The organism is Labilithrix sp. (assembly GCA_019637155.1).
In the GTDB taxonomy this organism is placed as follows: Bacteria; Myxococcota_A; Polyangia; order Polyangiales; family Polyangiaceae; genus Labilithrix.
Genome location: JAHBWE010000007.1, coordinates 222,731 through 245,736, shown reverse-complemented (window position 1 = coordinate 245,736; position 23,006 = coordinate 222,731). Strand labels below are relative to the sequence as shown.

Genomic DNA, 23,006 nt, shown 5'->3' with positions numbered 1-23,006 from the left:
CAGCAGTGACCACCCCGGAGCTGCGGCGTAAGTTGAGCGCGCCGCCTCGCAGCAGCGACCCCCGGGCCTGCGTAAGTTGAGCGCGCCGCCTCGCAGCAGCGACCCCGGGGCCCCAGAAGCGGCCGCTCCAGCGGGCGCGAAGCGCCCCGAGCGCGCAGCGCGAGGGCCGTGTCTGGGGCGGGGGTGTCGGGGGCGGAGCCCCCGACGTTGGGTAGGACTGTCGGGGGCGAAGCCCCCGACGTTGGGTAAGTGTGCGCCGCAAAAAGCGGCGCGCGGAGCTTTTATTCCATCGCGGGTGGCGCGTAGCATTCTGGGTAGCTCGTGTCGGACCCGAACGTGCGCGTCGTTGGGCGGTACGCCCTGTACAACGCCATCGCTGCCGGTGGCATGGCTACCGTCCATCTCGGGCGGCTGCTGGGACCGGTCGGGTTCTCGCGTACGGTCGCGATCAAACGGCTGCACGCGCAGTTCGCGTCGGACCCCGAGTTCGTCTCGATGTTCCTCGACGAGGCGCGGCTCGCGGCGCGCATCCGGCACCCCAACGTCGTGCCGACGATCGACGTCGTCGCGACGAGCGGCGAGCTCTTCCTCGTCATGGACTACGTCCCCGGCGAGTCCATCGCGCGGCTCATGCGCGTGCTGCGCGAGCGGCAGCAGACCATCCCGCTCCGCATCTTGAGCGCGGTGATGGCGGGCGCGCTCCACGGCCTCCACGCCGCGCACGAGGCGAAGGACGAGCGCGGTCATCCGCTCGGCATCGTCCATCGCGACGTCTCCCCGCAGAACGTGCTCCTCGGCACCGACGGCTCGCCGCGCGTGCTCGACTTCGGCGTCGCGAAGGCGGCCGGTCGCGTGCAGACGACGCGCGAGGGACAGATCAAAGGCAAGCTCTCGTACATGCCGCCGGAGCAGCTCCGCGGCTCGGCCGTGAGCCGGCAGACGGACATCTACGCCGCCGGCGTCATGCTCTGGGAGCTCCTCACCGGACAGCGCCTCTTCACCGGCGACAACGAAGGCGTCGTCGTCGCGAAGGTGCTCGAAGGTCGCGTCGACGCGCCGAGCCAGGTGCTGATGCGGAACCGCCGCATGACCGTCGCCGACCAGACGATGCGTCAGCTCGAGGCCCTCGACGCGACGATCCTGAAGGCGCTCGCGATGCAGCCGGAGAGCCGGCACACGACCGCGCGCGAGATGGCGATCGAGATCGAGCGGAAGCTCCCGCCCGCGACCGCGTCGGAGTGCGCGGACTGGCTCGAGAGCATCGCGCGCGACGTCCTCGCGTCGCGCGCGGCGATGATCGCGGAGATCGAGAGCAGCGGCTCCCACGTCGTCGACGAGAGCCACGTGATGTCGGTGCTCAACGCGAAGGCGACGCTCGGTCCGTCGAGCGCGCGCTTCCGCGACGTCGCGGCGGCGGCGCAGGTCGCGGTCGGCGCGAACCGCCAGTCGTCGTCGAGCCTCGCGACGCAGTCGTCGCCGGTCATCCACGCGCATACGCTCCAGATGCCGACGGGCCCCTATCCGGTGGCGGTCGAGGGCCCGCCCGTCACGAACCCGTCCTCGATCTCGGTGTCGAGCGGCAGCCCCCTCCCCGCGTACGAGTCGAGCCACGGGACGCGGAACGCCATCGCCGCCATCGTCGGCGTGCTGATCGGCGCGACCTTCCTCGGCAGCGCGCTCATCTATCGGGCTCGCCGCGTCGCCGCCGTCGACGAGCCGCCGCCCGCCGTCGCGGCCGCCGTCCCGAGCTCGACCGCGGAGCCTCCGCCCGAGATCGAGCCCGTGCCCGTGCCCGAGCCGCCCGAGCCGGCGCCGACCGCGACCGTCGCCCCCACGCCGACCATCGAGATCGAGCTCACCACGCCCGACGCGGGGCGCGTGACGAGGCCCGTCGCGCCTGCGCCGGCGCCCGGCCCGCGGAAGAACCCGACCCCACCCGCGCCGCAACCGCCGCCGCAGCCGCCGAAGAACGGCCAGGAGGGTTGCGATCCGCCCTTCTGGTACGACAACCAAGGCGTGAAGCACTACAAACCGCACTGCTTCTCGCGATAACGGCTAGGATGGCCGGCATGTCCCGGCGGCAAGGGAGAGCCTCGTTCTGATGCCGTTCGCTCCGCGCCTCGCCGCCGGCGTCCTCGCCGCGTCGGCTCTCCTCGGCTCGTCGGGGGTCGCCTCCGCCGACGTCCAAGCCTGCCTCAACGCCTCCGAGAAAGGCCAGAAGCTCCGCGCCGCCGGGAAGCTCCGCGAGGCGCGCGAGAGCTTCGTCGTGTGCGGCGCCGAAGGTTGCCCCGCGATGGTCCGCCACGACTGCACGCAGTGGAACCAGGACCTAGCTTCGGTCCTCCCCACCGTCGTGTTCGGCGCGAAGGACAAGAGCGGGCGCGACCTCTTCGACGTCACCGTCTCGATGGACGGCGAGAAGCTCGTGAGCAAGCTCGACGGCAAGTCCGTCATCGTCGATCCCGGCAAGCACACCTTCAAGTTCGAGAGCGGCGGCCTCAGCGCGACCGAGACGGCGCTGGTGAAGGAGGGCGAGAAGTCGCGCGTCATCACGGTCACGCTCGACACGGGCGACTCGGCCGGCGGCGCGACCGCGGCGGGCGGGCTCGGCGCGGGCGGGACGGCGCCGCCCGGCGCGGACGGCGGCGGTCACTCGATCGTGCCGTGGGTCGTCGTCGGTGTCGGCGGCGCGGCGCTGGTCGCGGGGATCGTCATCTTCGCGACGACCCCCGATCGCCCCTCGAACTGCCGCGAGGACACGAAGCGGTGCGAGCGGCGCCCGGGCCAGGACGACGCCAGCCTCGCGGCGGACAAGGAGCAAGCCGGCACCGCCGACTCGCAGCCCGTCCTCGGCGCGATCGTCGGCGCAGCCGGGCTCGCGCTCGTCGCCGGCGGCCTCGTCTGGCACTTCCTCGAGCCGGTCGGCGGGAAGTCCGCGGGGCTGCGCGTCCTGCCGTGGACCACCGGCAAGAGCAGCGGCCTCTCCCTCGGCGCTACGTTCTAAATCGCCCCGCTGCGCGCCGTCGCCTCGACGCTCGAGCGCGAGCGCGAGCACGAAGGCAACGGGTTCCATCGGCGTGGACCGGTAGAGGTCCCTGGCATGGACGGTGCGTGAGGCCTGGCCGTTCGCGATGGCGCTCGTGGAAGGTCAGGTGCTCGACGGCAAGTACGTCATCCGTCGTCGTATCGCCGACGGCGGCATGAGCACGGTGTACCTCGGCGTCAACGAGCGCATCGACAAGGAGGTCGCGGTCAAGGTGCTGCACCCGACCGTCGCGCGCGAGGACGACGTGGTGCATCGCTTCGAGCGCGAGGCGCGCATCGTGTCGCGGATCCGATCGCCGTACGTCGCGGACGTCTACGACTTCGGATCGCTCGAGAGCGGCGAGCGCTTCATGGTCATGGAGTACCTCGAGGGCGAGAGCCTCGCGTCGACGATCGAGCGCGAGCGCACGATCGCGGTGCGCACGCTCGCGAAGATGGCGCTCCAGATCCTCGAGGGCCTCTCCGCCGCCCACGCCGCCGGCATCGTCCACCGCGACCTGAAGCCCGAGAACGTGATCGTGACGCGCCCGCGCGGGAAGAGCGGCGACGTCGTCGTGAAGCTCGTCGACTTCGGCATCTCGAAGGTCGTCGCCGCGCGCGAGACCTCCGCGCGCGAGACCTCCGCCATCTTCCCGGAGGCGCGCGCGACCGCGGCCGGCGCGGTGCTCGGCACGCCGCTCTACATGTCCCCCGAGCAGGCGCGCGGCTACACGAACCTCATCGACCAGCGCACCGATCTCTACTCCCTCGGCGTGATCCTCTACGAGGCGATCGCGGGCGAGCCGCCGCTGATGGGAGAGAACGTGAACGACCTCCTCTTCCGCGTCGCGCTCGACGAGCCGACGCCGCTCGTCGAGCGCGTCCCCACCGTCGACCCCGGCTTCGCCGCGATCGTCGCGAAGGCGATGACGAAGAAGGTGACCGAGCGCTACCAGACCGCCGACGAGATGCACGAGGCGATCGCGGCGTGGAAGAGCCAGTTCGAGTCGGGCTCGCAGGCGGTCGTGCCGATCGCTCCCGCGGCGACCAACGTGCGCGCCGCGCCGGAGCCGAAGCAGCTCGCGACGCCGATGACGCTGAGCGCGCCGCAGCGGCGCGAGGAGGCGCGCACGCTCCGCCGGAGCGGCTTCTTCACGAAGGCGCGGAAGGTGGTCTACGTGCTGCCGGCCGTCGCGGCGGTCGCCTTCCTCGTCGGCCGCCGCAGCGAGCCCGCGCTCGACCTCGCCGCCGCGACGACGATCGAGACCGCGCCGCTCGAGGTGTCCCCCTCCACCGTGCTCATGCCGATCGCGATCGTGGACGCCGGGACGATAGCGATCGACGACGCCACGACACGACAACAGGAGGAAGAGGAGCCCGTCCCCGATCAAGAAGACTGAGCGCGCCGGCTCCGGATGAACAGGAAGAGGAAGAGCGAGCCGCCGAGGAGCGCCGTCACCGCGCCGACGGGCGGCTCACGGTAGAGGAACCGGAACGACGCGCGGCTCACGAGGTCGCACGCGACGAGCACCGCGCCGCCGAAGCCGAGCGAGGCGGGCATGAGCACGCGCGCGTCGGGGCCGACCACGCGCCGGAGCGCGTGCGGGACGAGGAGCCCGACGAAGCCGATGAGGCCGGTCACGCTCACGATCGCGCCGACGACGAGCGCGCTCGCGAGGTAGATGCGCCGCTCGACCGCGCGCACGCTCACGCCGAGGTGCTCGGCCGCGGAGTCGCCGAGCGCGAGCACGTTCAGGCGCGCCGCGTCGCGCAGCAAGATCGCGGCGCCGATCGCGACGTAGACGGCGATCGCGACGAGGGAGGAGCGCGGCGGCACGTCGAGGAAGCCGGTGAGCCAGAAGAGGAGCTCCTGCGCCTTCGTCTGCGTGACGAGCGTCTTCACGAACGTGATCACGGCGGAGGCCATCGCGTTCACGACGATGCCGGCGAGGAGCACCGTCATGCCGCGATCGGTCGGCGCCGCCGCCGCGATCGCGTGGACGACCGCGGTCGCGGCGAGGCCGCCGCCGAGCGCGAAGAGCGGGACGACGGAGACGCTCGAGATGCCGATCATGATCGCGAGCGTGGCGCCGACCGCGGAGCCGCCGGAGACGCCGAGCACGTACGGCTCCGCGAGCGGGTTCCTGAGGAGCGCCTGGAGCGCGACGCCGACGATCGAGAGCCCCGCGCCCGCGAGCGCGCCGAGGAGGACGCGCGGGAGGCGCACCTCGACGACGATCGCGCGATCGAGCGACGACGCGTCGTCGAGCGCGCGCGTGAGGGAGATCGGCTCCGTACCGAACGACACCGCGAACGCGATCGCGCCGAGGAGGACCGCGAGCGAGAGGAGGACGACGCCGAGCGCGCGGGGCACTACTGGTTGCGCTCGTGGAGGATGCGGAGCCCCGTCAGCGTGAGCTCGTCGTCGACGTCCTCGATCTTCCGCGACAGCGGCGCGATGAGGCGCGCGAGGCCGCCCGTCGCGATGACGGCGCAGGGGAAGCCCATCTCGTCGACGAGGCGATCGACGAGCCCGTCGACGAGGCCGACGTAGCCGTAGACGATCCCGGACTGCATCGAGTTCTGCGTGTTGCGGCCCACCACCTTCGGCGGGCGCGCGATCTCGACGCGGGGGAGCTTCGCCGCGCGCGCGAACAGAGCGTCGGCGCTGATCTGGATCCCGGGCGCGATGACGCCGCCCATGTACTCGCCCTTCGGCGTGACGCAGTCGAAGGTCGTCGCGGTCCCGAAGTCGACGACGATGAGCCCGCCCTTGTAGCGCTCGTACGCCGCGACCGCGTTGACGATCCGATCGGCGCCGACCTCGCGCGGGTTCTCGTAGAGGATCGACATCCCGGTCTTGATCCCGGGGCCGACGACGAGCGCCTCGAGCCCGAAGCCGCGGCGCACGAGATCGAGCATCGGCTCCGTGAGCGCGGGGACGACGCTCGCGATGATCGCCGCCTTCACGTCCGACGCCGCGACCTCCCGCATCGAGAGGAGCTGGCGCACGACGACCGCGTACTCGTCGGCGGTGCGGTTCCGGTTCGTCTCCACCCGGAACTGATGCACCAGCTTCGTCCCGTCGATGAGGCCGTAGACGATGTTCGTGTTCCCGACGTCGATCGCGAGGAGCATCGACTCGCAAGCTATCACTCCTCCACGCGTACATCTTTGATCACGTCGCCGGGGGCGACCTTGTCCCAGTCGCCTTCGGCGTGGCCGACGCGCGTGTACTCGCCGTCGAGGTGCGGCGTGCGCGCGAGCGTGACGAAGAGCTGGCTCGAGCCGGTGTCGCGGCCCGCGAGCGCCATCCCGACGTCGAGCTGGCGGAACGGCACCGGCGAGGTCTCGCAGCGGAGCGAGGTGCCGCTCCCGCCGTAGCCGTCGCCGTCGGGATCGCCGAACTGCGCGACGAAGCCGGGGACGACGCGGTGGACGACGACGTCCTTGTAGAAGCCCGCCTTCGCGAGGGCCGCGATGCGCGTCGCCGTGATCGGCGAGAGCTCGGGCTCGAGGACGATCGTGAGCTTCAGGTCGTGCACGTCGAAGACGACGCGCGCCGGCGCTCCGATCGTCTTGCCGATCTCCGCCGCGGGGGCGACCGGTTTGTCGGGCGCGTCGCACGCCTTCACGTCCGCGCCGAGGGTGCGGAGCGCCTTCAACGCGCGTTCACGCACGACCGGGTTCGCGTCGTTGCAGGCCTTCGTCGCCGCCTCCTTCGCGCCGACCACCTTCACGCTCGCGGCCGCCTCGAACAGCGCGATGCGCGTCTCGAACCGGTCCTCCGGCCACGCGTGCGCGAGCGCGGCCCTAAGGGCGCGCCCGACCGCGGGGGAGACCTCCTGCGCCGGGTTCGCGGTCGGCGGCGGCGACTTCGGATCGAGCGCGGCGCGCTTCTCGCTCTCGGCGAGGACGAGCGCGAGGTCGGGGTGCGCGTGGATCGTCTCCGCCGTCGCGGCGACGAGCCCGGCGTGCTTCGAGAGGAGCGCGTCGGCGAGGATCGCCGGCGCGGCGTCGTCGAGCTCCGGATGCGAGCCCATGCCCTCGATCGCCTCCTCGCGCACGCGGAGGTGATCGCTCTTCGCGAGCGCGCGGAAGGCGGCGAGGCGGTCCTTCGTGATCGGGCGGCGCAAGACGGCGGTGAGGCGCGCCTTCTCCCACGGCTCGCTCCCCTCCGCGTCGCACTTCTTCAAGATGTCCGCGTCGTAGGCGCCGCGCGCGAGGGCGAGCGCGGCGGGACAGCGGATCATCGCGATGCGGGCGTCGTTCGAGGAGAGCGTCGCTAGCACCTGGAGCGCGGGCTCGGCCTTCTTCGGTGCTTCCACCGCGAGCTGGCTCAGAAGTGTGTATACCGCATGAAAATCGCTCGTCGCGACGCGCTGGATGCCGATCGGGTCCTTCGAGTCGGGCGTCAACGCGGAGAGCACGTCCGCGATCGCGAGCTGGCCCGGATCGCCGAGCGTGCCGAGCGCGCGCCCCGCCTCCGCGCGCTCGCCGGCGCCGTACGTCTTCGCGTCGCCGGCGACCTTCGCGAGATCGGGCGCGACCTCCTTCGCGCTCTCCTTGCCCGCGCGGGCGAGCGCGCGGATCGCGAGGACACGTCCTTCGCCGGGCTTCGCGAGCGCCGCGCGCGCGGTGTCGACGATGCGGCGCGCGAACCCCTCCGTCGCCTCCGCCCGCGCGAGCGCGTAGAACGCGATGTCGTTGCCGGCGGCGGCGTCGAGGAGCACGGTGAGCGCCGGCGCGCCGAGCTGCTTGCGCCTCGTCGCGAGATCGCCGAGCCCGGTCAGCGCGGGGCGGAGCCAGTCGGGGCCCGACGTCGCGATCGCGACGAGCACCTCCTCCGAGAGCGGCCCCGCGCAGCGGCCGATCGCGCGCGCGATCGACATGCGCGGATCGAGCTCGTCGCTCCCGCGCTGCGGCGGATGGCCTTCGAGGACGGGGACCACGATCGACGCCGCGCGCGCGGAGAGCGCACGCACGGTCGCGTCCTCGCGTCCCTTGCACGCGTAGCCGAGGCCGTACGCCGCCCACGCCACCGTCTGCGCGTCTTCGTCCGCGAGGTGCACGGTGAGACCCTCGACGCTCGCCGCGTCCGCGATCCGCGCGAGGGCGCGCGCGCTGCGCCGACGCGCCATGACGTCGTGGCTCGTCCGCACCTCGGGCGGGACCTCCTTCGCGACGCGCGTGTCCTCCGCGCGCGCGATCGCGACGGGATCGAAGCCGCTCGCCGCGGGCGCGCCCGCCTCGGGCGGAGGAGGAGCCGGCTTCGAGCACGCCGCGATCAGCGCGACGAGCAGGAGTCGCCTCATCGCAGCATGTCCTTCCACGTCGCGACCTGCTCCCGGCCGCGACGGTACATCGCGGTGAGGAGCCCGCCGTCCGGCGCGGGCACGCCGACCGCGCCGACGACACGCAGCCCCACCCGCTCGAACACGCGCCGCGCGCGCGGGAGGTGCCACGCGCAGGTGACCACGATGACGGGTTTGTCGGCGAGGAGCCGCGCCGCTTCGCGCGCGTTGCCGACCGTGTCGAGCGACCGCCGCTCGCGGAGGATCGCCGCCTCCGGGACGCCCGCGCCGGCCAGGATCCGCGCGATGTCGTCCGCCTCGACGACGCCGCTCCAGCGCCTCCCGCCGCACGCGACGACCGTGTCGGCCCCCTCGTCGGCGAACGTCCTCGCCCCGGCCCGCGCGCGGCGGACCAGGGCCGCGCTGCCGGAGCGGCAGCCCAGCACACACACGGCCGGCCGACCCTGCGGCATATGGTCTTGACCGTCCGAAGCGCTCACCGTAGTCCATGGTGAACGAAACGGAGGGAGATGCGCATCACCTTTTGGGGTGTCCGCGGGAGCATTCCCTCCCCCGGACCCGACACGGTCGGCGTCGGCGGGAATACGAGCTGCGTCGAGGTACGCGCCGGGAGCGCGTTCCTCGTATTCGACGGGGGCACCGGGCTGCGCCTCCTCGGCAAGCGTGCGCTCAAGGAGATGCCGTTCACCGCGCACATCTTCTTCAGCCACGTCCACTGGGATCACATCCAGGGCTTCCCGTTCTTCGATCCCGCGTTCGTGCCCGGCAACGTCATCCACCTCTACGGCGGCAACAACGTCTCGCGCACGCTCGAAGAGACCCTCGCCGGCCAGATGGACCATCCGAGCTTCCCGGTCCACCTGACCGAGATGGGCGCGGAGATGCATTTTCACAGCGTCGACGGGCGCAAGGGGATCGAGGTCGACGCCGGCGGTGGGACGAAGGCGCTCGTCCGTGCGGCGCCGGGCAACCATCCCAACGGCGTGTGGGCCTACCGCGTCGACTACAACGGCAAGTCGGTCATGTACGCGACCGACACGGAGCACTACGCCGTCGTCGACCACAAGCTCCTCAAGCTCGCGCAAGGCTCCGACGTCCTCATCTACGACTCGCAGTATTTGCCGGAGGAGTACTCCGGAGCGAACGGCGGGATGCCCAAGCTCGGCTGGGGTCACAGCACCTACGAAGAAGCGGTGAAGCTCGCCAAGGCCGCGAACGTGAAGCAGCTCGTGCTCTATCACCACGATCCGACGCAGAACGACGCAGCGGTCGCGGAGAAGGAGAAGCGCGCACGTGCGCTCTTCCCCGACTGCCAGGCCGCGCGCGAGGGACTGGTCATCGAGCTCTGAGTTTCAACGCAGGGGCTTCGCCCCTGCACCCCGCTCGCCTTGAGGTCGCGCAAAGGTTGCGCGGGCAAGCGGCGGTTCGGTCGGCGTTGCGCGTTAATGGTGCGCTCTGCCGTGACGATGGCGTGAAATCACGCGCCTTCGTGCGTGGCACCGAGCCTGCATTCCGGAGGGCCGGGGCGAGAGAGGCAGCGGGTGCCTCACGCCGCTCCCGAACAGGAGGCAGCGATGGGCACGAGCGGGGCTCGCAGGCTCGAAGGCGACTCTTTGCATGCGTACCGGCGGAGCCTGGCGAGCGTCCAGGTCCTCTCCCGCGAGGCGGAGCGCGATCTCGCGCTGCGCTGGGCGGCGGGAGAGCAGCGCGCGGGTACGAAGCTCGTCGAGGCCTGTCTCCCGTTCGTCGTCGCGATCGCCTACGAGTACCGGCGCTGGGGCGTCCCGATGGAGGACATCATCCAGCAAGGCAACCTCGGCCTCCTGAAGGCCGCCGCGAAGTTCGATCCCGCGCGCGAGTGCCGCCTCGCGACGTACGCCGCGTACTGGATCCGCGCCGAGATCCGCGAGTACGTGCTGCGCGCCTTCCGCGTCGTGCGGCTCGGCACCACGAAGGCAGAGCGCCGCGCGCTCCGCGCCTACCGCCGCACGAAGGTCAGCGATCCGGCCGAGCTCGCGAAGGTCTCCGGCCTCTCGGAGGAGCGCGTGCGCACGTTGCTCCCGCTCCTCGCCGCGCGCGAGACGAGCCTCGACGCGACGATGCACGACGGCGGACCTGCGAGCGAGCGCCTCCCCGGGAACGGCCCGAGCCCGGAGGAAGAGGCGGTGCGCTCCGAGGCCGCGCGGCAGGCCGGCAGCGCGGTGAACACGGCGGTCGACCACCTCGACGCGCGCGAGCGCATGATCGTCCGCGAGCGCTTCATGAAGGAGGAGCCGCCCACGCTGCAGGAGCTCGGCGCGCGCCTCGGCGTGAGCAAGGAGCGCGTGCGGCAGCTCGAAGAGCGGGCGCGCACGAAGCTCCGCGGAGAGCTCGCGGAGCTCGCCGACCTCGTGGCGTGACCGGGGCCCGGGGGGCCGGTAACCCGTTTCTTCTCGGGTTTTCGCGGGCCTGCTAGTCTCGAGGGCTCTCGTGAACCGCAAGCGTGCAGGGGTCCTGGCGGCGGCGATCGTGCCGACCGCGGTGCTCGCGTGGGCGTTGCTCCGCACGCCGACCGCGCGCGCTCCCTTTACGCCGCTCGCGCTCCCGGACGCCTCCGCGGCGACGATCGACGACGGGGACGACGGGCACGACGACGATCGTTCGTACGTCTTCCGCATCCCCTCCGGCGAGCCCACCGCGCTGACCTGCGAGGAGGCGCGGACCATCGTCGAGCAGGTGCGCCTCGGCCTCGCGTACATCCCCGAAGGGGTCCGCCCCGGTCCGTTCGCCGCGTCGGCGGCGGACTGGCTCGATCCGCACGGCCTCCTCAGCCTCTCGAAGGACGCGCCCTCCGCGCAGGCGCTGGCGAAGGCCGCGCCGGAGCTCCTCGCCGACATCGAGGGCAAGCGCCGTCGCGGCTGCGCGTCCGCGCTCGCGCCGGGCGCGGTGCTCGAGGCGTGGACGAAGGAGCTCCGCGCCGCGTTCGATCGCGGGCGGGCCGCCCCCGGCGACACGCCCGCGACGGAGGCGCTCGAGCCGATCCCGGTCGCGACCGCCGCGCGCGAGACGGCGGAGGAGCTCGGGCGGCGCGCGGGGGCGTTCGAGATCGCGCACGGGTCGGACGCGAAGGTCTTCGTCGACGAGGCGCGGCGGCGCTTCTTCCCGCCGCTCGACAAGACGGGCTGGGCGAAGGTCGTCATCGCTTCGTCGGTGCGCGCGTACGTGCCGCTCGTCGATCCGCACGGCGAGTGGGCTCCGTTCGACGAGGAGTCCCGCATCTACGAGGTCGACCTCGCGTCGCGTCCGCCGTCGCGGCTCTGGAGCCGCGCGGTGCTCACCGCGGTCGGTGTGAAGATCACGGAGGCCGCCGCGCCGCCGCTGCTCGAGAACGACGTCGTGCTGTCGGTCGCGAGCATCGCGACCGCCGGGTTGCCTCTCGAGCAGGTCGATCAGCTCGGGTTCGCGTCGAGCGACGCGCGGACGCCGCTCTCCGCCGTCGTCGTGCGGGACGGCAAGCTGATGAAGCTCGAGCTCGGGAAGCCCGTCCTCGAAGCGGCGGCCCCCGTCCACGTGGCGACGGACCTCCCGGTGGAGCGCATCGCGTTCGGCGACGTCGACGCGATCGTCGTCCCGGTCAAGGACGTGCGCGACGAGCTCGGCGACGACCTCGCGACGATCATCGCGGAGCAGCGCGAGAAGGGGCCGCGCAAGCTCGGCGGCGTCGTCCTCGATCTCCGCGGCAACGGCGGCGGCTCGACCGACGGCGCGCTCGGCGCGCTCTCGCTCTTCCTCCCCGGCGCGCCGCTCTTCGCGATGAAGCGGCGCGACGGGACGGTGGAGATCGATCGCGCGTCGGTCCCGCGCGATCACGATCGCTACAACGGCCCGATCGCGACGCTGGTCGACGGCGCGACCGCGAGCGCGGCGGAGATGATCGCGGGCGCGCTCGCGGCGTACCGGCGCGGCCCCACCATCGGCGCGACCACCTTCGGCAAGGGCTGCGCGCAGGAGTACGTCGACGACGACGCGCACGCCGGTGTGCTCCGCATGACGACGCTCGTCTACGCGCTCCCGGACGGCACGCCGGTGCAGCGCGTCGGCCTCGTCCCGCAGATCCGCTTCCCGTTCGTCGCGCAGGGCGATCCGCAGACGGTGGAGGAGCGCGAGTCGAAGCTCGCGCACTCCGCGCCGGCGTGGTCGGGGCCCGACGTGCGCGATCAAGCGATCCTCAACGCGAAGAACGACGACGCGGTCTGGCCGGCGCACAACGGGAACGTCGGCCCGTGCCAGGAGGTCGACGTCTGCAAGGCGCTCCGCCTCATCGGCGGCTCGAAGCGCGTGCCGACCGCGAAGCATTGACGGGGATCACTTGCAGCTGTCGTCGTCGCCCGGGTTGATCTTGCACCCGTTCGCGCACTTCTCGACGACGGTGCCGGTCGTGCCGCTCGTGCATTTGTAGAGGGTGTCCTTGTCGCCGGTGACCTTGTTGCCGCCGCAGTAGTCGCTGCCGGCGACGCACGCGGCGGCGGAGGCGGCGCAGTTGGCGAAGCCGCAGTACTTCGCGCGGGTGGCGGCGAGCGTCTTCACCGGCTGGCCGTACGGGGAGAAGGGGAGGGAGGCCCACTCGTAGGAGAGCTTCTTCATCGCGTTCGAGAACTCGGTCGCGGTGAGCGCGCGATCGGTCGGGAGCTTCACGCCGCGCCGCGCGACGAGCTTCATGCCGCCGATGTCCTGGTTCTTCGGCGTGAACGAGCCGAGGCCGAGGCCGGCCCACGTCGTGTTGAGGAACTGGTAGCGCCCCGCCGCGCTAGAGCGATAGCCGCCCGCGGACCACACGATGTTGGGGTGCTTCGCGCACGACGAGAAGCACTTGTACGAGAAGCCGGTGTTGTAGCCGTCCTGGCCGCAGGAGCCGGCGGTGCCCTCCGTGAAGGCGATCGTGTCGAGCATCGCGCGGTGCTTCGCCGGCACCGCGCCCGCCGCGCCCGAAGGCGCGCACGTCGGCGCGGTGAGCTCGTCCGCGGTCGTGCCGACGTCTTCGTCGTCGTCGCTCTCGGTCGCGCAGGCGGCGAGGAGCAGGGCGGTGAGGGCGACGATCGTGATGCTGGTCTTCATGGTGTCCTCCGGAGGTGAGCGAGGCGGCCGCTGTCGTCGGCCGCGGTGAGGGCTTCGTCGCGCAGCTCGACCTCGAGGTCGTCGCGCGCGGGCGCGTTCGCGGCGCGCGCCGCGAAGCGCGCGAGCGAGGCGCGCGGGATCTCGGCGCCGAGCTGCTGCACGATCAGCGTCTGGAGCGCGAGGTCGTACGAGCGATCTTCGAGCGCGAGGGCGAGCGCGGCGTTCGCGACGTCGCCGCCGAGCTCGCCGAGCGCCTCGATCAGGTTCGGGACGTTGCCGCGCGCGTCGGCGGTGTCGCGCGCGGACTCCTGCGCGAGCCAGCGCGCGAGCGTGCGCGCGGCGGCGTCGCGATCGGGCAGCGCGAGCTCCGCGACGGCGCGGATGAGCGCGGGCGCGGTGTCGGGGTGCGCGTGGAGATCGAGGGGCGGCGCTTCGATGCGCGGCGGCGGTTCCGTGTCGGCGGCGGTTGGTTCGGTCGCTGTTGCTGTCGCTGTTGCTGTTGCTGTCGTTGTCGTTGTCGCCGTCTCCGTCTCCGTTGCCGTCGTGGCTTCGGGCTTCGTCGGTCGGCGGGCGAGGAGGAGGAGCGGGAGGAGCGCGAGGGGGAGCCAGCGTCGTCGCATCGAACGGCCATGAGGCAGAGGTCGTGCCGTGTGGGCGGTCGTGGACTTAGGGCGTTCCGCGCGCGGCCGAGCGGCCGATCGGCCGCAACGCGCCGGTGCCCATCGGCCGCAAGCCGAACGCGCATCCGCGTGGTTGCTCGTGCGCGGCGGCGGGCACCGCGCTTGCGACGAGGGACGTCATGATCAGGAAGCCCCTCGGAGCCGTGCTCTTCGCGTTCGCGATCGCTTGCTATGGAACGGCGTGCGCCGAGATCGAGGACCACGACGAGGACGAAGAGGTGGAGACGTCGACCGACGCGTTGGGGCGGACCTGTTACTGCGCCGGCAAGGCGGCGTGCACGTCCTCGAAGAATGCGATCTACATGTATCCGGGCGCCCGCGCCGCGCTCGCCGCGGCGGGTGTCCCCGAGAGCGCGCTCACGCAGACGTTCGGTGACGCGGCGGCGTCGGTCGGCACGCACTGCCCCGAGCCGGGCAAGAGCTACTCCGCCGCGAGCGACCTCGTTCAGGGACCGGACCCTTGCGGCCGCGTGCGCAAGATGCGGATGCAGGGCTTCGCCGCGTGGTTCCGCACCGCGCCGGAGTTCCCGGGCAACCTGCACATCCACGCGGTCTACGCGGGCACGCCGGCGATGAAGGCCTCGCTCGAGCGGCAGGTCGCGTCGTTCCTCGCGGGCCGCGACGGTCTCGCCCGCAACGAGATCGACGGCCACTGCCCGATCACGGAGGCGGAGAAGGCGGCGGTGCGACGCGTCCAGAGCGGCGGCGCGAGCGCGTGCGTCGCGGGCGGCACCTACTGCGGCGGCGGCAAGGTGAAGGGCGATCCGAGCACGCTCTATCGCTGCAACGCCACCGGCGCTCCCACCGTCGTCGAGGTCTGCACGAACGGCTGCACGGTGAACCCCGGCCGCAACGACAGCTGCATGTGACGGAGGACGCTCGAGGCCGAGCGGTGCGGGTCGACTCAAGGACCGTACGGGTTCGGCGGCGCCTTTCGCGGCATCCACGTCGGCGTCGGAGCGGGGTAGGTCCGTCGATGCGCCGGCCGAGCGGGGGTGCGCGGCATGCCGGCGTCCATCTCCGCGGCGATGACGGCCGGCGTCGGGGTGAGGAGCGCGCTCGCGTCGAGGCCCGCGCTCGGCGGCGGAATGGAGGCGATCGGCGTCGCGCTCGCCGCGCTCGACTCCGCGGGTGCAGGCGCAGGCGAGTCGGCGTCGAGGGCTGGCGTCGTGGTGAGCGCCGGCGCGAGCGTGTCGGCGTCGAGGGCCGGCGTCGCGGGGGCGATCACGATCGGGTCCGGCGGCTCGTTCTTCATGCGGACGACGAGGCCGGTCACGGCGAGGACGAGGAGCACGAGCGCGGCGGCGAGGCCGAGCTTTTCGAGGTTCCGGCTCGGTCGCTCCTCCGCGCGGAAGCCGGTCGAGAGCGGCTCTCCCACCGCGCGTTGCGAGAGCGGCGCACCCGCGACCGGCTCGATGATCGCGGCCTCGGCCACGCGAACCGAACCGGGCGCCGCAGGGCGCTCCACACGCGAGAGCGACGGCGGCGTCGTACGCGCACGCGTCACCGCCTCGTCGACCGCGCGCGTCGCCGCGGCATCGTGCGCGCGCGTCACCGCGCCGGCGGATGCGAGCGTCAGCGCGTCGTCGGACATACGCGGCACCGCCCCGGCAGACGCGCGCGTCACCGCGCCGGCGGAGGCGAGTGTCGGGGCGTCGGTTTCGAGCGTGAGGGTGGTGGGGTCGGGGGCTAGGAGTGGGACGTCGCCGACGAACGAAGGAGCTAGGCGCGCGAGATCGCGGCGGCGTGTCTCGAGCTCGTCCTTCGCGAGGCGCTCCACCAGCGTGCCGACCTCGAGGTGCGACGCGAGGAGATCGTGCGTGCGCGCGGCGTCGGCGAGGGCGGCGCCGAAGTCGTCGACCGACGGCCAGCGATCCTCCGGCAGGCGCGCGAGCGCGCGTAGCACGATCGGATCGAACGGCGCGAGCGCGCGGTCGCGCTCCGCCATCGGGGAGACCTGCGCGCTGACGATGCGGTTCAACGTGTCGATCTCGTTCGGGCCCTTGAAGAGGCGCGCGGTGGTGAGCGACTCCCACGCGACGATGCCGAGCGAGAAGAGATCGCTCGCGGCGTCGGCGCGCTGATGCAGCACGTACTCCGGCGCCATGTACGCGGCCTTGCCCTTGAGGAGGCCGGTCTCGGTCCGATCGCGATCGCCGAAGAGCGCCTTCGCGATGCCGAAGTCGGAGACCCGCGCGACGCCGTCGACGCCGACGAGCACGTTGCCGGGGGAGACGTCGCGATGCACGACGCCGAGGAGGCGCCCGTGCTCGTCGACGGCGCGGTGCGCGTGATGGAGGCCGGCGCACACGTCGACGAGCACGCGCAATATCTCGCGCGGGTGCTTCTCGCCGAGCACGCTCATCCGCGCGAGCAAGCCGCTCAGCGTGCAACCTTCGACGTAGTCGAGGACGAGGACGAGATCGCCTTCGTCTTCCTCCACGTCGAGGATGCTGACGACGTTCGTGTGATGGAGGCGCGACGCGAGCCGCGCCTCGCTCCGCAGGCTGTCGGAGAGCGCGGCGTCCTCCTTGACGTGGGCGTGCGCGCGCTTGAGCGCGACGAGCCGCGAGAAGCCCTCCGCGCCGCGGAGGCGCCCGACGTGAACGGAGGCCATCCCTCCCGTCCCGATCATGAGGAGCGACTCGTAGCGAGAGCGCTCGCTCACCGCTTGCCGCCGCCGAAGTCGGTCAGGATCGCGATGATGACGGTCGCGACGAGGAGGCCGCCGGTCGCGACCCACGCGACGGTGGAGCGCGTCTGCGCCGCCTCGCCCGCCGCGGCCGTCTCCGGGCTCCGGTTCGCGACGAAGTCGTCGTGGCGCTGCCCCGAGACGATCGTGAGCACGGTCGACGTCGCGGCCGCCGCGCCCGTCACGCCGGCGCTCGTCCAGAAGACCCACGGCCGGAGCCCGTGCCGCTCCTCGGCCGCGGGCTCCGGCGGCGCGACGACCGGCGCGCGCGCGGGCGGAGGCGGAGGAGGAGGCGGCGGCACGACGACCTCGACGTCGGCGCCGCCGGTCAGCTTGAGCTCCTTCTCGAAGCCGGCCGCCTCGACGCGGTGCGCGCCCGGCGCGAGCCAGTGCGTCGACGGCGCCGCGATCTCGTGGCCGTCGAGGCTCGGCTTGCACTCGCTCTTGCAGAGTACACGTAGTCGGGCGGCGTCCTTCGCGAAGCGCTGGCGCAAGCGGCGCGCGAGCTCGGCGAGGCTTCCGTCCACCGCGCGTGCCTCCGCCCGCTCGACGAGGCTCATCGCGAGCGCCGCGTCGGTGAGGTGGAGCGCGGACGCCATCGCGAGCTGCAGCGCGCGCGGGTTCGGGACGCGCTCGTCGGCGCGGCTGAACCGCACCGCGGCGGTGCCCCAGTCCTTCTTGTCGTACGCGGCGGCGCCGGCCTCGTAGTCGACGCGCGCTTCGGCGACCGCGTCGGCGGAGGCCGCGCCGGCGACGAAGTACGCCGCGAACGCCACGCGGCTCGCCCACCTCCTCGCCTCGACCACCGCCACGATCGGAGCATACGATCATCGCTCGCGGATGGGACGTTCGCGCTGAAATTGCGGCCGATCGGCCGCAGCTCAGCGCCGCCCGAGCTTCGCGAGGAGGCGGCCGAAGTAGGTCCGATCGAGGCCGGCGAGCTTCGCCGCGGCGGTCTGGTTCCCGTTCGTGCGCTCGAGCAGCGCGGACACGTAGCGCTGCGTGAAGCGGTCGACGAGCGCGTCGCGCTGCGCGAGGTACGGCGCGTCGAAGCTCACCGGCGGCTCCATCGTCGGCACGATCATGCTCGATCGCGGCGCGCGATCGTCGAGGACGCCGATCGCCGCGTACGCGCGCACCGCGTTGCGCAGCTCGCGCACGTTGCCGGGGAAGGCGCGCTGCTCGAGCTCCGCGACGACGTCGGCGGGGAGCCCCGGCAGCCCTTCCTGCCGCGCGAAGTAGTCGGCGAGCGGCGCCACGTCCTCGGGGCGCTCTCGCAGCGCGGGGATGCGCAGCGTCACGACCGCGAGCCGGAAGTAGAGGTCCTCGCGGAAGCGTCCCGCGCGCACCTCGGCCTCGAGGTCGCGGTTCGTCGCGGCGACGACGCGCACGTTCACGCGCTGCGGGGTGTCCTCCCCGATAGGTGTAATTTCCCCGCATTCGAGCGCCCGCAGCAGCGCGGGCTGGATCTCGAGCGGGAGCTCGCCGAGCTCGTCGAGGAAGAGCGTCCCGCCTTGCGCCGCCGCGAACGCGCCGCGCCGCGCGTCGGTCGCGCCGGTGAACGCGCCGCGCCGGTGACCGAACAACGTGCTCGCGACGAGCTCGCGCGCGAGCGCTCCGCAGTTCACGGCGACGAACGGCCCGTCCGCGACGCGCGAGCCCTCGTGGATGGCGCGCGCGACGACCTCCTTGCCGACGCCGGTCTCGCCGAGCACGAGCGCCGGCACGAGCGATCCGTCGAGCCGCGCGAGCGCGCCGAAGAGGCGGTGCATCGCGTCCGACGACCCGACCATCCCGCGGAAGCCGGGCCGGCGGAGCGGCTCCGCCCCGGCGTCGGGGTCGATCTCGATCGCGAGCGTCGTCCCGCCGATGCGGAGGAGCGTCGGCGGGCTCGCGATCATGCGCTCGACGCGCTGCCCGAGGTACCACGTGCCGTTGCGGCTCTCGAGGTCGCGGACGATGACGCCTTCGGGCGCGATCTCGAGCTCGACATGCCGCCGCGACACGCTCGCGTCCTCGATCACGAGGTCGCAGCCGGCCGACGAGCCGACGACGATCGAGCCGCGGTCGAGGCGCGCGACGCGGCGACCGGCGCGCACGCGGAGCGGCAACGGAGGCACGACCGCGGAGCGAGCGTGGAGGGTGCGGGTGAAGGGGATGGCTTTGGCGGCTTGCACGACGTGCTTGCCTAACAACATCCACGCCAGGGCTGGGCCTGCGCCCGTTCGGGGCTGGATGTGGGTGAGTGCACTGTCAAACTGAAATCGTTCGCTCGTGCCGAAGCTGCCTGCCAAGCAACCGGCGAACGCTTCTCGGAACGCGAGGGATTTCGCGTCCCCGCCGCGGTACGCGCCTTGCTCGATGGGCCGTCGATGCGTCGTGCCGTCTTCGCTCTCCTGACGATCGCGGGCCTGTACGGCTGCTACGACTACACTCTTCCAGCCGAGGAGAACCCCACCGCGGAGGCGACGCCGGGGACGAGCGGCGGCGGCAGCGGCGAGGCCGGCGGGAGCTCCGACCCGCTCACGCCGAATTCACGCGGCGACGACGACGCGGTCGGCGCGCCCGAGCCCTCGTCGGAGACGACCTCGTCTTCATCGTCTTCGTCTTCTTCCGGAGATCCGACGACTCCGCCCGCCGACGCGACGCCCGACGCCGGGTCGCCTGCGCCGCCGCCGGCGGGGTGCATGTTCGGCCAGACGTATTGTGGCGGCGGCAGGGTCGCCGGCGATCGCGCGTCGCTGTATCGCTGCATGCCCGACGGCAAGACGGGCGAGCTCGTGGCGAAGTGCGCGAGCTCGTGCACCACGAACCAGCCCGCCGCGCAGGACGCGTGCGGCGCGCCGACGAAGTGCGTGGTCAACGGCACCTACTGCGGCGGCGACAAGGTGAACGGCGATCCGAACGTGCTGTACCGCTGCGTCGGCGACGGATTCACCGCCATCATCCAGACACGCTGCACCCGCGGCTGCGTCGTCGCCCCTCCAGGCAACGACGACTACTGCAACTGACCCGTTGCGCATCGGATCGGATCGATCTCATCGGACCGATCCCGTGGGCGAGGCCGACCGACCTCACGCGAACGAGGTGTGGAGGCGCCACAGGTCCGGCGGCGGGGTTGTTCGTTGCGGCTGCTCGAGCGCGGGAGTGGGCCGCGTCGCGAGGACGACGCCGAGCTTCGACCAGAGCCATGCGGCTGCGTTCTTCATCCCACGATCATGGCTGACCGGCGTGTCAGCATTATGTCAGTTATGTCGGGGGCGGGTTCAGGCTCGACCAGTCGGGCTCGCGATCGCCGTCTGGGGCCGGCGTCAGGCGGAGCCAGGGCACGCCCGCGAGCGGCTCCGCGGCGAGCAGCGCCGCGGTCGCCGCGCTCCCCATCGCGACCTCGGACAACGACAGGAGCGAGAGCCGCGCGAGCGTCGTGCGCTCGGAGAGCGCCCGCACGTGGTCGTCGTCGAGCTCGCCCGCGCGCCAGTAGAGGTCGGAGACCGTCGCCGGGACCGCATCCAGCAGCCGCAGCGCGTCGGGCGGCGTGAAGCCCGCGAGCTCGATCGTGTGCAGCGGATGCCGCGCGAGGACCGCGCCGGCGGCCTCGAGATCGCCGCCGTTGCCGAGCCCGAGGTGGACGAGGCGCGAGCGCGCGAGGACCGCGGCGACGTCGGCGTCGACGGGGAAGGGCGCCGCGAATCGCTCGAGGCGCGCGCCTCCGCCCCGCGCGACGAACGCCCGCGCCGCCTCCGGCCCGACCTCGAGCTCGTACCCCAGCTCCAGCTCGCGCAGCTGCGCGATCGGCGCGCTCTCGATCGCGGCGCAGACCGTCTCGTCGCTGCAGTAGACCGTGAGCGCCTCGACCTCCGTGTCGGCGAGCGCGGCGAGGAACGAGCGCAGCGCCGCGACGTCGCGCGGCGGGAGGAGCCCGAGCGAGCGGACGCCGCGCGGGACCGCGGCGGTGAAGAGGTGCGGCCGCTCGACGTGCAGCCCGCGGACGAGCGCGTCGAGCGGCGGCGCCGGCAACCGGCCGTCGCCGGGCCAGACCTCGTCGTCGTCGTGCGCCGGGACCGTCGCGAGCGCTTCACGCAGGCCCGGGACGTCGAGCGAGCCCGACGTGGCCGCGAGCCCGAAGCCCAGATCGAAGCCGAGCAACGCGAGCGAGCGCGGCAGCTGCGGGAGCGCGCGGCGCAAGGCCCCGTAGCGGAGGCCTTCGCGGAGGTGGAGCATCTCGAGCGGGGTCCGCGCGAGGCGAGGCAAGAGCGGCTCGAGCGCGTCCACCTCCAGCCGTGCGCGCGTGACGAAGCCGCGCTCGATCCGCGTCACCGAGTCGGCGCGGAGCCCGGCGAGCAACCGCGCGCCGAGGTCGCGCTGCAGCAGGTGCGCCCGCACGCGCGCGGCGCGATAGCGATCGCTCGTCCGCTCTCCCGCCCGCTCGCACGCGGCGACGGCGCACTGCGCGTTGATGAAGTGGCCGCGCGGATCGCCGCGCTCGAGGAGCCAGTCGGCGTACACGAGCCGCGGCGCGTCGTCGTCCGGCGTCGCGATGATCGCGTCGACGAGGTCGTCCTCGCTCGCGCTCAGTCGAAGATCCCGCGCGCGGCCGCCATCTCGAGCGCCTTCTTCAGCGACTCGTAGCCGGGGGCGAGCCCGTCGACGATCTCGTCGCCGCCGAAGGCCTCGCGCAGGCTCGCGCGCATGCCGTCCTCGGTCGCGGCCGCCTTCAGCGCGTCGTAGACCTTGTAGCCGACCTTCTCCGCGACCACCGTGCGCACCGCGAAGACGTCGGGAGGGATCGCGCCGAAGGTCGCGAGCACGCGGACCTCCGCGCCTTCGATCTCCGACCACGCCCCTTGCGTCACGTTGCCCTCCGCGTCCGCGCTCGCGTACGTGCCCGCGACGTCGCACGCGCCGGCGAGGAGCGCCTTGATCGCGCTGCGATGCGAGCCGTGGAACGTCTCGGTGCGGAACACCGTGCGCGGATCGACGCCGAGGAGCGCGAGCTTCACGCGCGGGAGCACGAAGCCCGCCGCGCTCCAGCGATCGACCCACCCCGCGCGCATGCCGCGGAGGCCGTCGATGGAGCGGATCTTCGAGGAGGCCTGGACCACCAGCGCGGCCTCGTAGCCGCGGCTCTTGCCGTCGGCGCCGCGGACGATGCTGCCGAGCGGACGCACCACGTCGCCGAGGCGCACGTAGACGATCGGCGGCAGCCACGCGACGTCGATGCGTCCTTCGCGCACGTCGTTCGCGAGCGCCTCGTACGACGCGGCGTCGCGGCGCTCGACCGAGATGCCGATGCGCTGCGTGATCCAGTCGGTCAACATGTCGACCCTCTCGCCTTTGCCGCTGCCGGCGGAGGGGACGACGAGCCCGAACACGATGCGGGAGAGGCTGCTCACGAGTGCCTCGATCCTACTACGACGGCCACACCAGCTCGTAGGCCATCTTCAACACGAGCGCGCTCACGACGAGGAGCACGACCGTGCGGACGAAGCGATCGCCCCGCTTCACCGCGAGCCGTGCGCCGAGGAACGAGCCGCACGCGTTCGCGATCGCCATCGGCGCCGAGACGTGCCAGAGCACCGCCCCCTTGACCGAGAACACGAGCAGCGCGGCGAGGTTCGAGCCGAGGTTCACCACCTTCGCGTTCCCCGAGGCGCGCGTGATCGCATCGCCGAACACGAGCACCCACGCCACGATCAGCATCGATCCCACGCCCGGCCCGAAGAACCCGTCGTAGAAGCCGAGCGCAGCCGCGATCGGCAAGAGCGCCTTCATCGCCCACCGCCGCCGCGTCCCGTGACCCGGCTTCCGCGGCCACATCACGATCGCCGCCGCGATCATGAGCAGCACGAGCGAGACGGGCTTCAGCGGCTTCGAAGGCACGACGAGCAAGAGGGCCGCACCGGCGAGCGATCCCACGAAGCCGCCCGCGAACCCGAGCAGCGCGCGCTCCTTGTCGATCTCGCCGCGCGTCCAGAACGACATGAACGACGACACGGCGCCGAACGCGGCCTGCCCCTTGTTCGTCGCGAGCGCGACCGGCACCGGCAAGTGCGCGGCGAAGAGGGCGGGCACGGTGATGAGCCCGCCGCCGCCCGCGATCGCGTCGACGAGCCCCGCCCCGAACGCCGCGAGCGCGAGGAGCGCGATCGTGCTCGGCGGGAGGGACGGCGTCATGCGGCAAGACAGATAGCATCGATCGTC

General features: G+C 72.6%; 20 protein-coding genes. 8 read left to right on the top strand and 12 right to left on the bottom strand.

Annotation, left to right across the window (positions count from 1 at the left end; genetic code table 11):
* Window positions 1-387 precede the first annotated feature (387 nt).
* From KF837_16810 to KF837_16800, 3 genes are all read left to right on the top strand, one after another.
* A complete protein-coding gene (locus KF837_16810) occupies window positions 388-2,052 on the top strand; it encodes a serine/threonine protein kinase (GenBank protein MBX3228986.1) in 1,665 nt (554 codons plus the stop codon).
* A gap of 49 nt (window positions 2,053-2,101) precedes the next feature.
* A complete protein-coding gene (locus KF837_16805) occupies window positions 2,102-3,004 on the top strand; it encodes a hypothetical protein (protein MBX3228985.1) in 903 nt (300 codons plus the stop codon).
* Window positions 3,005-3,107: 103 nt separating this feature from the next.
* Entirely contained in the window at window positions 3,108-4,424 is a 1,317-nt protein-coding gene (locus tag KF837_16800; GenBank protein MBX3228984.1) for a serine/threonine protein kinase, read from the top strand.
* Here the strand turns inward: KF837_16800 and KF837_16795 are convergent.
* Genes KF837_16795 through KF837_16780 form a run of 4 tightly spaced genes read right to left on the bottom strand, consistent with a single transcriptional unit; the run spans window position 4,412 to window position 8,791 of the window.
* On the bottom strand, window positions 4,412-5,398 hold the full coding sequence (locus KF837_16795) for an iron ABC transporter permease (protein ID MBX3228983.1): 987 nt from the start codon (window positions 5,396-5,398) through the stop codon (window positions 4,412-4,414). The two genes, KF837_16800 and KF837_16795, sit on opposite strands and share 13 nt — an antisense overlap.
* Entirely contained in the window at window positions 5,398-6,162 is a 765-nt protein-coding gene (locus KF837_16790) for a type III pantothenate kinase (protein ID MBX3228982.1), read from the bottom strand. Before KF837_16790 ends, KF837_16795 begins: the two co-directional genes overlap by 1 nt.
* Before the next feature lie 14 nt (window positions 6,163-6,176).
* A complete protein-coding gene (locus KF837_16785; protein MBX3228981.1) occupies window positions 6,177-8,339 on the bottom strand; it encodes a peptidylprolyl isomerase in 2,163 nt (720 codons plus the stop codon).
* A complete protein-coding gene (locus KF837_16780; GenBank protein MBX3228980.1) occupies window positions 8,336-8,791 on the bottom strand; it encodes a YdcF family protein in 456 nt (151 codons plus the stop codon). Before KF837_16780 ends, KF837_16785 begins: the two co-directional genes overlap by 4 nt.
* A gap of 57 nt (window positions 8,792-8,848) precedes the next feature.
* On the opposite strand from KF837_16780, the gene KF837_16775 reads away from it, so the two are divergent.
* The 3 genes from KF837_16775 (at window position 8,849) to KF837_16765 (ending at window position 12,677) form a co-directional block, all read left to right on the top strand.
* Window positions 8,849-9,688, top strand: a complete 840-nt coding sequence (locus tag KF837_16775) for an MBL fold metallo-hydrolase (protein ID MBX3228979.1) — start codon at window positions 8,849-8,851, stop codon at window positions 9,686-9,688.
* A gap of 225 nt (window positions 9,689-9,913) precedes the next feature.
* Window positions 9,914-10,738, top strand: a complete 825-nt coding sequence (locus tag KF837_16770; protein ID MBX3228978.1) for a sigma-70 family RNA polymerase sigma factor — start codon at window positions 9,914-9,916, stop codon at window positions 10,736-10,738.
* Between the two features lie 70 nt (window positions 10,739-10,808).
* Window positions 10,809-12,677, top strand: a complete 1,869-nt coding sequence (locus tag KF837_16765; GenBank protein MBX3228977.1) for a hypothetical protein — start codon at window positions 10,809-10,811, stop codon at window positions 12,675-12,677.
* Between the two features lie 6 nt (window positions 12,678-12,683).
* Here the strand turns inward: KF837_16765 and KF837_16760 are convergent, their stop codons facing one another.
* Window positions 12,684-13,433 (bottom strand): glycoside hydrolase family 104 protein, encoded by a 750-nt coding sequence (locus tag KF837_16760; GenBank protein MBX3228976.1) that lies wholly within the window; start codon window positions 13,431-13,433, stop codon window positions 12,684-12,686.
* On the bottom strand, window positions 13,430-14,053 hold the full coding sequence (locus KF837_16755; protein ID MBX3228975.1) for a hypothetical protein: 624 nt from the start codon (window positions 14,051-14,053) through the stop codon (window positions 13,430-13,432). Before KF837_16755 ends, KF837_16760 begins: the two co-directional genes overlap by 4 nt.
* A gap of 179 nt (window positions 14,054-14,232) precedes the next feature.
* Between KF837_16755 and KF837_16750 the strand changes: the two genes are divergently transcribed.
* Complete coding sequence (locus tag KF837_16750) at window positions 14,233-14,982, top strand: hypothetical protein (GenBank protein MBX3228974.1); 750 nt, start codon at window positions 14,233-14,235, stop codon at window positions 14,980-14,982.
* Window positions 14,983-15,017: 35 nt separating this feature from the next.
* On the opposite strand, the gene KF837_16745 is transcribed toward KF837_16750, so the two are convergent.
* The 3 genes from KF837_16745 to KF837_16735 all read right to left on the bottom strand — a co-directional run bounded on the left by KF837_16745 (window position 15,018) and on the right by KF837_16735 (window position 18,982).
* The gene (locus KF837_16745) at window positions 15,018-16,781 is read right to left on the bottom strand and encodes a protein kinase (GenBank protein ID MBX3228973.1); all 1,764 of its coding nucleotides are present in this window, start codon (window positions 16,779-16,781) and stop codon (window positions 15,018-15,020) included.
* Entirely contained in the window at window positions 16,778-17,617 is an 840-nt protein-coding gene (locus KF837_16740) for a hypothetical protein (protein MBX3228972.1), read from the bottom strand. The genes KF837_16745 and KF837_16740 overlap by 4 nt, the downstream gene beginning before the upstream one ends.
* Window positions 17,618-17,686: 69 nt before the next feature.
* The gene (locus KF837_16735; protein MBX3228971.1) at window positions 17,687-18,982 is read right to left on the bottom strand and encodes a sigma 54-interacting transcriptional regulator; all 1,296 of its coding nucleotides are present in this window, start codon (window positions 18,980-18,982) and stop codon (window positions 17,687-17,689) included.
* Between the two features lie 195 nt (window positions 18,983-19,177).
* On the opposite strand from KF837_16735, the gene KF837_16730 reads away from it, so the two are divergent.
* Window positions 19,178-19,816 (top strand): hypothetical protein, encoded by a 639-nt coding sequence (locus tag KF837_16730; GenBank protein MBX3228970.1) that lies wholly within the window; start codon window positions 19,178-19,180, stop codon window positions 19,814-19,816.
* A 238-nt stretch (window positions 19,817-20,054) separates the two neighbouring features.
* Here KF837_16730 and KF837_16725 read toward each other — a convergent pair whose 3' ends face one another.
* The 3 genes from KF837_16725 to KF837_16715 form a co-directional block, all read right to left on the bottom strand.
* Window positions 20,055-21,311, bottom strand: a complete 1,257-nt coding sequence (locus tag KF837_16725) for a hypothetical protein (GenBank protein MBX3228969.1) — start codon at window positions 21,309-21,311, stop codon at window positions 20,055-20,057.
* A 65-nt stretch (window positions 21,312-21,376) separates the two neighbouring features.
* Complete coding sequence (locus tag KF837_16720) at window positions 21,377-22,198, bottom strand: PhnD/SsuA/transferrin family substrate-binding protein (GenBank protein MBX3228968.1); 822 nt, start codon at window positions 22,196-22,198, stop codon at window positions 21,377-21,379.
* 16 nt (window positions 22,199-22,214) lie between these two features.
* The gene (locus KF837_16715; GenBank protein MBX3228967.1) at window positions 22,215-22,979 is read right to left on the bottom strand and encodes a TSUP family transporter; all 765 of its coding nucleotides are present in this window, start codon (window positions 22,977-22,979) and stop codon (window positions 22,215-22,217) included.
* Between the last annotated feature and the right edge of the window lie 27 nt (window positions 22,980-23,006).